Source organism: Gemmata sp. SH-PL17 (assembly GCF_001610855.1).
In the GTDB taxonomy this organism is placed as follows: domain Bacteria; phylum Planctomycetota; class Planctomycetia; order Gemmatales; family Gemmataceae; genus Gemmata; species Gemmata massiliana.
Genome location: NZ_CP011271.1, coordinates 971,045 through 982,644 on the forward strand (window position 1 = coordinate 971,045; position 11,600 = coordinate 982,644).

9 protein-coding genes are annotated in these 11,600 nt (G+C 63.9%); 3 read left to right on the forward strand and 6 right to left on the reverse strand.

The annotated features are described in order from the left end of the window. The first annotated feature begins 121 nt into the window (after positions 1-121). Positions 122-1,663: a proline--tRNA ligase gene (proS, locus tag VT84_RS03880; protein ID WP_082838580.1), complete on the forward strand. Its 1,542-nt coding sequence runs from the start codon at positions 122-124 to the stop codon at positions 1,661-1,663. A 1-nt stretch (position 1,664) separates the two neighbouring features. Here proS and VT84_RS03885 read toward each other — a convergent pair whose 3' ends face one another. From VT84_RS03885 to VT84_RS03905, 4 genes are all read right to left on the reverse strand, one after another. After that, positions 1,665-2,078 carry an HNH endonuclease gene (locus tag VT84_RS03885; RefSeq protein WP_052553262.1) on the reverse strand — a complete coding sequence of 138 codons (414 nt, stop codon included), beginning with the start codon at positions 2,076-2,078 and terminating at the stop codon, positions 1,665-1,667. A gap of 416 nt (positions 2,079-2,494) precedes the next feature. Continuing rightward, a complete protein-coding gene (locus VT84_RS03895; protein ID WP_052553260.1) occupies positions 2,495-2,764 on the reverse strand; it encodes a 50S ribosomal protein L27 in 270 nt (89 codons plus the stop codon). Positions 2,765-3,306: 542 nt separating this feature from the next. Continuing rightward, on the reverse strand, positions 3,307-3,675 hold the full coding sequence (locus VT84_RS03900; RefSeq protein ID WP_052553257.1) for an RNA recognition motif domain-containing protein: 369 nt from the start codon (positions 3,673-3,675) through the stop codon (positions 3,307-3,309). Between the two features lie 365 nt (positions 3,676-4,040). Continuing rightward, complete coding sequence (locus tag VT84_RS03905; RefSeq protein WP_082838582.1) at positions 4,041-5,063, reverse strand: S1C family serine protease; 1,023 nt, start codon at positions 5,061-5,063, stop codon at positions 4,041-4,043. Between the two features lie 148 nt (positions 5,064-5,211). Between VT84_RS03905 and VT84_RS03910 the strand changes: the two genes are divergently transcribed. Further along, positions 5,212-5,967 carry a segregation and condensation protein A gene (locus VT84_RS03910; protein WP_052553254.1) on the forward strand — a complete coding sequence of 252 codons (756 nt, stop codon included), beginning with the start codon at positions 5,212-5,214 and terminating at the stop codon, positions 5,965-5,967. A gap of 67 nt (positions 5,968-6,034) precedes the next feature. Continuing rightward, a complete protein-coding gene (locus tag VT84_RS03915; RefSeq protein WP_082838583.1) occupies positions 6,035-6,832 on the forward strand; it encodes an SDR family NAD(P)-dependent oxidoreductase in 798 nt (265 codons plus the stop codon). Positions 6,833-6,961: 129 nt separating this feature from the next. On the opposite strand, the gene VT84_RS03920 is transcribed toward VT84_RS03915, so the two are convergent. Beyond that, the gene (locus tag VT84_RS03920; protein WP_082838584.1) at positions 6,962-10,402 is read right to left on the reverse strand and encodes a PVC-type heme-binding CxxCH protein; all 3,441 of its coding nucleotides are present in this window, start codon (positions 10,400-10,402) and stop codon (positions 6,962-6,964) included. Between the two features lie 205 nt (positions 10,403-10,607). Next, positions 10,608-11,552: a hypothetical protein gene (locus tag VT84_RS03925; protein WP_157469172.1), complete on the reverse strand. Its 945-nt coding sequence runs from the start codon at positions 11,550-11,552 to the stop codon at positions 10,608-10,610. Positions 11,553-11,600: the final 48 nt, after the last annotated feature.

Here is an 11,600-nt window from a genome sequence, read left to right on the forward strand (position 1 = left end):
GCGACTTTCTCGTTGCCCCGATCACCTTTCGATCGCAGGGCCGTCCCTATCTATAATCGTGACCACACGCGCCGCCCGGCGTTAAACCCGGGCGCGCGCCTCATTTGTCAAGGAACTTCTCATGGCCGACGTGATTACGCCCCGCGCCCGGAACTACTCCCAGTGGTACCTGGACATCGTCAAGGAAGCCGGGCTCGCGGACAACTCGGACGTTCGCGGGTGCATGGTCATCAAGCCGACCGGGTACGCCCTCTGGGAAAAGATGCAGCGCGCGCTCGACCGGTTGTTCAAGGACACCGGGCACGTCAACGCCTACTTCCCCCTCTTCATTCCCATGAGCTTCCTGGCGAAGGAAGAACAGATGGCGGAGGGGTTCGCGAAGGAGTGCGCGGTGGTCACGCACTACCGCCTGAAAGCGGAACCCGGCAAGCCGCTGCACGTCGACCCCGCGGCCGAACTCGAAGAGCCGCTCATCATTCGCCCCACGTCCGAAACGATCATCTGGAACACCTACAAGAAGTGGGTACAGAGCTACCGCGACCTGCCGCTACTCATTAACCAGTGGGCGAACGTGGTGCGCTGGGAGATGCGCACGCGACTGTTCCTCCGCACCGCCGAGTTCCTCTGGCAAGAGGGGCACACCGCCCACGCGACCGCACAAGAGGCCGAAGCGGAAACGCTCCAGATGGTCCGCGTGTACCAGAAGTTCGCGGAAGAGTGGATGGCGATGCCCGTGCTGGTCGGTCCCAAGACCGACGGGCAGAAGTTTCCTGGTGCGGTGTACACGCTCTGCATCGAAGCGATGATGCAGGACGGTAAGGCGCTCCAGGCCGGAACGTCGCACTTCTTGGGCCAGAATTTCGCGAAGGCATTCGATGTGAAGTTCAAGGACAAGGAGAACAAGGAAGAGTTCGCCTGGGCGACGAGTTGGGGCGTGAGCACGCGGCTCATCGGCGGCCTCATTATGACGCACTCCGACGACAACGGGCTCGTAATCCCCCCGCGGCTCGCGGCCACGCACGTCGTTATCGTACCGTTGGGCAAGAACGATACGGAGCGCGGCCCCTCGATCGCCGCTGCGGAAAAGCTCGCGACCGAGCTGCGTGCGCTGCCCCGCGACGACTTCTTCGGCTACGAGCCGATCAGCGTGAAGATCGACACGCTGTTCGACAAGCAACCCGGGTTCCGGTACGCGGAGCACGAGGTCCGCGGGGTGCCCGTCCGCGTGGAGATCGGGCCGAAGGACATCGAGAAGGGCGCCTGCGCCGTGGCCCGGCGCGACGTACCCGGAAAAGAGGGGAAGCAGTTCGGCATCCCGCTCACGGGTGCGGCCGAGCACATTGCGAAACTGCTTCGCGACATCCAGGCATCGCTGTACAACCGGGCGAAGGCGTTCCGCGACTCGCGCATCGTGACCGCGAACACGCTCGACGAGTTCAAGGCCCTGTTCCCCGCGCGCGAGGAGGCTGCGGAAGCGGGCACGGAGCCGCTGAAGTTCGTGTACGCCCACTGGGACGGCACGCGCGAGACGGAAGAGAGTGTGCAAAAGGAGTTCGCGGCGACGATCCGGTGTCTACCGTTCGACGGCCCGCAGGAAGCCGGGACGTGCATCTTCACCGGTAAGCCGTCCGCGCGCCGCGTGGTGTTCGCACGGGCGTACTAGATCAGGCCGGGGGGATCGGTGGAAACACGCCCTCGGCCAAAAGTGCGGCTCGAACGACGCGGGCCATCGCGTCGTTCATTGCCAGAACAACACCCGTCGTGCGCCCAACGGGTGTTCGGCTAGTGAGGATGTGACCGGACCATTCAGAGTGATCGTTCCAAACATCTACGCGCGGGTTAAACAGGCGCGTCAGCAGGCCGGTCGCGGGATCGAGTCCGGCGATGTTTGGCCCCTTATGTAAGTTGCAGTGCCCGCAAGCGTAAGCCAAGTTGTCGTCGCGATCGGACCCGCCGTGCTGTCGGGCGATGATGTGTTCCGTCGTGTAGGGGCCGGGATACAGGGCTTCCGGAAGGCGACAGTATTCGCATACCGCACCGGCCCGCGCACGAACGAATTCATGCCGCGGGTGTGCCATTGTTGCTTATTGAGCTGGGCGTTCGTATCGCAACGCGGGCCTTGGACTGCAACACACTGAGGAACGCGGTTGCGTGGCAGTAGGCTTCCAGTTCCGCACGCTCATCGATCGAAAGTGTCCCGGCTTGAGACTTCTCAGACAATTCCCCCATTCGTGCCCGGTCGCCGTCATCAAATCCGAGGCGCAGAACGTACCCAGCCAGGTTTGGCGGGAGGGGGTGTCCCGTTGGGCTAATGAGTCGGCTCCAGAGAGACAGGATGGGATCGTCGGCCATGAGTGGTTCCGGTCGGAAGTGGAACTCCTAACCAAATATTACCGCGTCCTACACCACAACGGAAGCTGATACTCTCAACAAACGAACCGGCCCGCGCGTCAGTACGCGCGGGCCGGTTCGTTTGCGTTCCTCTCGGATTGTTTTAGCCGATCGCGGTGGCCGTCGCGTCGTCGGGCAGCACGTTGATGCGCTTGCCGCCCTGGTCGAAGTACACCTTACCAGCCACCAGCGCGAAGATGCTGCTGTTCTTCGCGAGGCGCACGAACCGACCGGGCGAGTACCGGGTGCCACACTGCGTCACGATGATGCTACCGATGGTGACCGCCTGGCCGCCGTAGGCCTTCAGCCCGCGGCGCTTCGACAGCGAATCGCGACCGTTGCGGACTGACCCCTGACCCTTTTTGTGTGCCATGACTCTATTCTCCTGAATTTCTGTTTTTTACGCAGGATGGAGTATTGTAGCGGTCCTACGGGGGTGGGCAAGGCGCGAGTACGGGAGGTATTCTTGTGGATTTTTGTCCACTGCCTGGCGTATAATCCCAGGTGCGGCTTTGCAACCCATTGATGCGGGTACATACACCGGGGAAATGTTGGTGATTGTTAGCCGCGGGCATGGGGCTGTGAGATCGTGTAATTTTACTATTTGACTGGAAAAACGAGTGTTTTTGCTCGGTTGAGGGGTCCGCGAGACTCTGCTGAGCCGGAAATGTTAGCAAATGTTAGCGGTGGTCAATCACGTGTCGGGTGGCGATCGGAAAACGCCGAGGCCGGCGCTCGCTGACCACGTACTCGCGTCCGCGGCGCGGGTGCCATTCGTCCGGGCGAAGAAGAATCCCTCTTCTTGGTCCCGAAAGTCGGCCCCACGTCCCGCGCAGAAGGTGGTCAACACGCTTCGCGCGGTGCAGAAGGGAGTTCGTAGCCAGTGAGCGCCGGCCCACGGGCGTGATCGGTTACTTAGTAGCGGCCACCGCCGCTGCCGCCGCGCCCGCCACCGTAGCCACCGCCGCTGCCACCGCGCCCGCCACCGTAGCCGCCGCCACCACCGCCGCCGTAGCCACCACCGCCGGTGCGGGGGCGCTCTTCGCGGGGCTTGGCTTCGTTCACGGTCAGGGTGCGGCCGCCGAGTTGGGCGCCGTTGAGGGCCGCGATCGCTTCGTCACCGCCGTCGTGCATTTCGACGAACGCGAACCCGCGGCTGCGGCCGGTTTCGCGGTCGCTGACGATCTGCGCGCCCAGCACGGTGCCGTACTGGGAGAACGCTTGCACCAGGTCGTCACTGGTGGTTTGGAACGAGATGTTACCGACGTACAACTTCTTCGCCATTAGTCTTCTTACTCTTGGGCCGGTGGCCCGATAGAACGCTGCGCGGAAGCCCCCCGCGCTGAGGACAGGACTGACGAGTGGCTGGGGCCGCAATCACTCACGAGGAATGATCGTGTACCACAGTTCCTCTGCAACGATGCTGGCTTGACTGTCTTGGAGGCTGTGAGGGTAGCTCAGAGTCGAAAGACCAAGAAGTGTCGAAGCAGATGGCAGCAAAGCGATTCGTAGCTCCTGGACTGAGCGGCACCCGCCACATCAGTGTGAGGAATAATACACCGCGTTTACAGAATAAAAAGAGCAATTCTGCGGGAACCTGAAATGTTCTTCCTCGGAACTGTGTAGTTCACAGTCCCGAGGAGAGGCGATTAGCCGCGTACCGGGCTGGGGTACTCGCCGGGCACCACCGCGCGTTCGACCCGGCGCCCCTCGCGCAGCACTGCGGCTTTCGCGGGGATTCCGACCGGGAGTTGCGTAAGCGCGCGGTGCAGGTCGTCCACACTTGCCACGGTTTTGCCGCCGAAGCCGATGACAATATCGTCGATCCACAGCCCCGCGTTCTGTGCCGGGCCGTCCTCTTCGAGCATCAGGATCTCGACGCCGCTCTTTTGCTCCAGCTCGAACTTCTCGCGAAGTTCTGGCGCGACCGGTACTTGCCGCACGTGCAGCCCCAGGTACCCGCGGATCACCCGGCCGTGTTTCAGCAGTTGCGGCAGGATCGTCTTCGCGGTATTGATCGGCACCGCGAAGCAGATGCCCTGCGCGGGCTGAATGACCGCGGTGTTGATGCCGATCACGCGGCCGTGCGAATCGACGAGCGGTCCCCCGCTGTTGCCGGGGTTGAGGGCCGCGTCCGTTTGGATGACGTTATCGACCAAGTGGCCGGACACGCTGCGGAGCGTGCGCCCGAGTGCGGAGATCACGCCCGCGGTCACGGTCGATTCAAACCCGAGCGGGCTGCCGATCGCGACGGCGAGTTGGCCGACCTTGATCTTCGCCGAATCGCCGAACGTGGCGAACGGGAACGACCCGCCCTCCGCTTGTACCACCGCGAGGTCGGTCCACGGGTCGTTACCGACCACGCGACCGCTCATTTCCGCACCGTCGCTGAGGCGCACGCGGACTTTTTCGTGCCCCTGGACGACGTGGTGATTCGTGAGCAGGAAGCCGTCTGGTGTGAACAACACGCCGGACCCGCTCCCACCCCGCATTCCCTTACCGACCCGGAGGTTTACAACGGCCGGGCGGAGTTTGTCTGCGACGCCGACAACGGCGCGCGAGAACGCATCGAGTACGTCTTCCGGCTCGGGAGTCGATTCGCGCTTCGGTTCGCCGGGCGCGTCGGTATCCTCCCCGCCGTTCGTAATGAAGTGCTGCCAGAACCGCGACATGGCACGGACCTTTCTCGTTCGAGGTGCCCATTCTATCCCGGTCAGGCAAGCGGCAGGCTGGCGCGGCCGGACTACCCGGCTAGGTTTCTTTCCCGGGGGCCGTTATACTCCGGGCGCGTGAACGCCCGAAGGTTGCGGTCCGGTTCCCATGTCACACCTTGTCGCACTCGACACTTTCCACGGTCCGCTCGACCTGCTCCTTTATTTGGTCAAGCGGAACGAGGTGGACGTTCTCGACATCCCCATCGCCGAACTCGCTGACCAGTTCCTCGCTTACGTTCAAGCCGTCAAGGATTTGGACATCGAAGCCGCGGGCGAGTTCCTGGTGATGACCGCCACGCTAATGGAGATCAAGGTCCGGTCGCTACTTCCCGTTGACGAGCACCACGCTGCCGACGACCAACCGGACCCGCGCCGCGAACTCGTGCGTCAGTTGCTCGAATACCGGAAGTTCAAGGACGCGGCAGCGGCGCTCGAGGCGAAGGCGGAAGAGGCCGGTACGCGGCTCTCGCGCCTGGAGCCGCCCGAACCGGCGCGCGAACACGAGCCCAAAGTGCGCCCGGTCGAGTTGTGGGACTTGGTCAGTGCGTTCGCCCGGCTCATGCGCGAAACACAGGCGCTCCAGCCGACCACGATCGCGGTGGATGACACCCCGCAGCACGTGTACGAAGCGCAACTCATGGAGCGCGTGACCGCGTCCGGCGGTCGGTTGCCGTTTCGCGAAGCGTTCCCGCCCCCGCATTACAAAGCGCGACTCATTGGCATCTTCCTTGCGGTGCTCGAACTGATCCGGCACCGTGGTTTGGGTCTAGAACAGCCCGAACTCGACGGCGACATTTTCCTCGTCACCCTTCCCGACGCACCGGCAGAGGTCGAGCCGGCCGCGGACCCTATCCTGTCTTGAACGAGCCGGTCGATTCGTGTGACGGACCGCTCGAAACGTCGTTCGTCACACCACAACGAGTACCGTTATGTCCACGCCACCGTCCCCGCGGCCGGTCGCGCTCGTCACCGGGGCCAGCGCCGGGATCGGCGTCGAGCTCGCGCGCCTGCTCGCTGTCGATCACGATCTCATTCTCACCGCGCGCCGGGCCGAGCAGCTCCGCGCGCTCGCTGACGAACTGAAGCAGAAACACGGGGCTGCGTGTCACGTGTTTCCTGCGGACCTCGCGGACCCGGCTGCGCCGCGCCAGTTGTTCGCCGCTGTTCAAGGGGCGGGAATTACGATCGACGTGCTGGTGAACAATGCCGGGTTCGGGGATCTTGGCCCGTTCACGAAATCGGATCTCGGTAAAGCGCTACGAATGATTCAGGTGAACATCACCGCGCTCACTGAACTGACCGGGCTGTTTCTACCCGCGTTCGTCGCGCGGAACAGTGGGCGCATTCTGAACGTGGGTTCGATCGCGGGGTTTCAAGCCGGCCCGTTCATGGCCGTTTACTACGCCACTAAAGCCTTCGTGAACTCGTTCTCCGAAGCGCTCCACAGCGAACTACGCAGGACCGGAGTTACGGTAACGGTGCTGTGCCCCGGACCGGTCGCGACTGAATTCGCGGCAGTTTCGGGCATGCAAACGACGCGCGTGTTCAGTGCGGGGCAGGCGATGGGACCGCGCCCGGTGGCCGAGGCCGGTCTGAACGCAATGAAAGCGGGCCGCCGGATGGTCGTCCCCGGTTGGCGGAACAAGGTGATGCTGTTTTTGGAGCGATTCGCCCCGCGCGGTGTGGTGATTCGTGCGGTGAAGTGGATGATGAGCCGGCGCCTTTGAGGATGGGGCCTCGGCCCAACCAAGCGTGCCGTGGCGGTCGTACCCGTTCCAGTACCCGCGCGAGAGAGTAACCCTGTGGGCGACGGCCGGTGCGGAACAGGCGCGCGGCACCGGCCGTCTCAATGTGCGTTACTTCTTCTCGCCCGCGTCAGGGTACTTCAGCTTGCGATCGGGATCGAGGAAGCGCGCGTAGACCGCGTTCGGCCCGCCGCCCTTCACCACTACCGCGAGGGTGTGTTTGCCCGCGGGGACTGTCACGTCGAAGCCGTCGCGGTCCGGGCGCGTCTCCTTACCCGCTCCTCGACCGGTGCCGATCACCTTCCCGTCGAGCCGCACCTCGTAGTCGGCCGTCGAACCGATCAGCACCCGCGTCTTCAGTTCGCTCGCCGCGGTCACTTCGGCTTCGACCACCGCGGGCGCGCCCTTCGTATCGGGGAGCACCACCCGGCCCGGCGCGCCGACCGCGTGCTTCGTGCCGTTCACCGTGACGTCGGTGACGAACGGGTTCGCCATCAGATACCGCACCAAGTCGCGGAAGTCCTGGGGCGTCATGTTGTAACCCAGGCCCTCGGGCATGAGTGATTTCTCGGCCACGCGGACCGGCTCGGCGAGATCCTCCTTCTTGATCTTCTTCAGCACCGCGTTTTCGAGCTTCAGCGTGATGGTCTTGTCGTCCTCTTCCGCGAGCAGGCCCGAGAACACGGTATCGTCGGTCAACCGGGCGGTGCGGAGGAAGTACGGCGCGCCGATCACGCGGTTCGGATCGAGCACGTTACCGAGGATGTACTCGATGTCGCGCCCGGCGCCGTCGAGCGGCGGGCCGACTTCAGCGCCTTTGCCCTCGAACTTGTGGCACTTCCCGCAGTTGTTCTCGAACACCTTGCGCCCGCGCTCGAACGACGCCGGCGCCTCGTACAGCGACTCGCGCGTCTTATCGATGAGCTTCGCGAGGTCCGCGGGCGTCGTCCGCGTGCGGCCCCACGCCTTTTCGATGAGCGCATTCAGAGCCTTGTCGTTGAACGCTTGCACGCGGAGGATCGTGTTGTCGGTCACCTCCGCGCGGTCGATCTTCTTGTCGGCCATCGCGTTGAGCAGAACCCGCGCCCATTCCTTGCGGGTCGCGAGTGCGTTGATGATGTCCGGGCGCACGGCCTTCGGGTAGTCCTTCCAGCCCGCGAGCAGGTCGTCCCCGAGCTTCGGGACGTCGAACCCGGCCAGTGCGCGAACGGCTTCGCTGCGCACCGTGTCGGAGGTGTCCGTGCGCACGATGCTCAGCAGCAGCGCGACCGTTTCCGGCGCCCGGATCGAGCCGAGTTGCCGCGCAGCTTCGGCCCGCACGTCGGCGGCGAGTCCGGTATTCGCCACGATATCGACGGCACGCTTGAGTGCGGCCGGGTCGCGGAAGACCACCCCGAGCTTGTTCGCCAGCGCGACGTGCTTGGCGTTGTTCTCCTTTGCGATCTCTGCTTGCAGCGCGGCCCACCCCTCGGGCGCGTTGATGGATTGCTTGTCGAGCGCAATCGCCAGTCCTTCGAGTGCTTTGGCGCGGGCGTCCGCGTCCTTCAGCTTCGTGACGAACTCGACGCACAACCGCAGGTCGCTCGGCTGCCCCGTCGCGACGAGCCGGCGCATCACCTTCGGTACGATCTGGTCGCGCACGAACTCGTTCTTCGGTGCCTCCTCCGCGAGCCACCCGAGTTCCTTCTCCGCGGGGGTGCTTGCTCCCTCCTTCTTCGCGATGATCCGCTCGTATGCGAGCCACACGAGTTGCGGAATGACCGGGTCTTTCGCGTCCTCCTTGTGGGCCATCAGTGCGCGAAGGAGCGGCATTACGTCGTGCTTGTCGGACAGGCGAATCGCAGTCGAGGCGAGTTCACGGCGCACCACCGGCGAAGCGTCTTTCTTGGCTTGCTCGACGAGGTGGCCGAGGCGCTCGGCGACCAGTTTCTCAGCCACAGGGTCGCTGCCGAACATGCGCGGGTCGTTCTGCCCGGTGAACCGCGCGGTGGTAGCTCGCATCGCGGGCGGTTTGGTGTCGAGGAAGCCGTCTTCCGTGTATCGCATGTCGTACAACCCGCCGGACACGTCCGACGCCCACAGCCCGCGGATGCGCAGGTGCGCGTCCGCGATGCCTAGGCCCGCGAGGACGCGGGCGCTGTCACGCTGCTTCTCGGTGATGCCCCCGCTGCGCTCGGACAGCAGCCGAAGTGCCGTTCGGTAGCGGTACGGGTTGTCTTCGCGAATCAGCACGCCGTTGAGAATCTCTTCTGTCGTCAGCTTCGACATGTCCTCGGGCTTCTTCGTCTTCGTCCCTTTCAGTTGGATGCGGTACACGCGGCCGCGCTCGTAGTCCCAGTCGTCGGGGTTGGTTTGGTGGCACGGGTTCTGGTCGTGCCAGTCGATGAGGTAGATGTCGCCGTTCGGTCCCCACTTCATGTTGATCGGGCGGAAGTTCTTGTCGCCGCTCACCAGGAAGTCGTCGCCGCGGCTCGCGGTGTACGTGCTGCCGTTGGGCTTCAGGATATTCTGCTTGATGCTGCACCCGTGGATGCTGCCGAAGATCACGCTGTTCTGGAACCGCTTGGGAATGTGCGGTACGTCGAGCGAGATGAGGCCCGCGTGCGCCCAGCCCGATTCCTTGTGGAACGTGTGATCGCAGATCTCGTTGAGGTAGCCGTACACGTGCGGGTTGAAGCTCGCCCCCGCCTGGCGCTTGTAAATGCCGCCGGGAACGATGTGGTACAGGTGCGGGATCACGCAGCACGCGAGGATGAACTGCCCGTCCGTGTTGCGCCAGTCCATGCCCCAGGGGTTCGATGTCCCCTCGGCGAAGATCTCGAACTTCTTCAGTTTCGGGTGGTAGCGCCAGATGCCGCCGTTGATGCGGGCCTCCGGGCCGTCGAGCTGGTCGCCCGGCTTCACCGCGGAGTTCGTGAAGATGCCGTGTAGACCGTACAGCCAGCCGTCCGGTCCCCACTGGAACGTGTTCAGCGTTTCGTGCGTGTCCTGGCTGCCGAAACCCTTCAGGAGCACATCGAACTTCCCGGCCTTGTCGTCCTTGTTCTCGATGAACCACAGATACGGCGCGGCCCCGACGAACACGCCGCCGTGACCGACCTCGATGCCGGTACACAGATCGAACGCGCCCAGACCGGCCTTCTTTCGCTCTTCCGTCACGGGGAAGTCCTTGCCCTCGGCGAACACGGTGCGCTTGTCGCACACGCCGTCCCCGTCGGTGTCTTCGAGGATCACGATGCGGTCGCGCGGCGCCTTGCCCTTCGGCGTGCGCTTCGGGTACTCGAAGCACTCCACGACCCAGATGCGCCCCTTCTCGTCCACCGTGAACGCGACCGGGTTCACCACCTGCGGCTCGCCCGCGAACAGTTTCACCTCGAACTCGTCGGGCACTTTGATCTTCGCGACCGTTTCGTCCGGTTTGAGGTACGGCTGCCCCGAACCCTTCTGGTTGTCGAACCCGAACTCTTTTTGGGCATAGAGGTGTGCGGGGGGAGACAGTCCGCCGAGCGATACGAGCAAGGTGAGTGCAAACGCGAGGGAGAGACGCGGCATGAGGATCGTCCTTCTGACTGATAAGAAGCCGGAAGGATGATGGTATTCGGCCAGCGAGCGAGATGCAAAGAGAAGAACCTAACCCCCCAACCCCCTTCCCTAAAAAAGGAAGGGGGAGAAAACATAGACAGAAGAACTCACAGCACAAGCGCCGGTTTTAAGCCCCTCTCCGTTTAGGGGAGGGGTTGGGGAGGGGTCGGAGGCTTTACCGCTGAAGTGAGGTGAGGATTTCGAGCATGATCCGACCCTGATCGGTGTCACTCAGGTAGACCTTTTCGGACTCGCCATACTCGCGGATATAGGCGCTGACGATCTTCCGCAATTCGGTGATTTCGAGCCGCGTCACGTCGTACACCTTCAGCGCCGCGAACTTGGAGAGCAGGCGCTCCAGAATCCGAACGCGGTGGCGCGCCAACGGGTCGCTGATCCCCGACGCGGGCGGCTCACTGGGTACGCGAGTACCTGGCAATAACGTGGTGCCGCTGTTGGAGCGCGGAGGGGTGGTGGGGGCGGATACCGTTTTGAGCGTCCCCTGCGAGGTCGAGCCGGTGGCCGGCAGTCCGGGGAACGCGCCGCTCGCGTCTTTGGGGAGCATTCCGCCCGGGAGCGGCGATTCGCGGAGGAACGAGGCCGTTGCGGGCTGATCGAGGGCTTCCGGCGGGATCACCGCGATCGCGCGGAACCCGTTGGGCAGGCGCATATCGAACAGCGCGATGCTGGTCATGACCGGGCCGATCGGTTCGGCGTGCGTCGCGATCCGGTCGAGCGTCGCGCGGACGTGGGCCTCGTCACGGAACTTCACGCTCGTGGGGAGCCACTGCCCGTGTTCGCGGCGCGCGATCACCGTACCGGGACCGGTCAACATGACTTCGCGCACGTTCACATCGTTGAACAGCTCTTCGAGTGGCCCGAACCCCAGTATCTCGGCCAGAGACTCGTCAATCAGGCGGTCGCGGTCGGCCTTGGCAAATCCGCGTGCTTCCTGATCGGTAATTTGCTCGGCGTGTTGTCTAAGGCTCTGGCGCAAAAGAGATTGCGGCATCCGCTTCGACGCGCTCATGTCGAGCCGGTCTTCGAGCTTCGCGAGCACCCGCCGCTTCACCGCTTCATACGAAGGGGCCGGCGCCCCAACGCCGATAACACGATTCACGGGGTGAGCAATCGATCCCGACGAGCGCTGCGGCAGCATAGCGGCAAC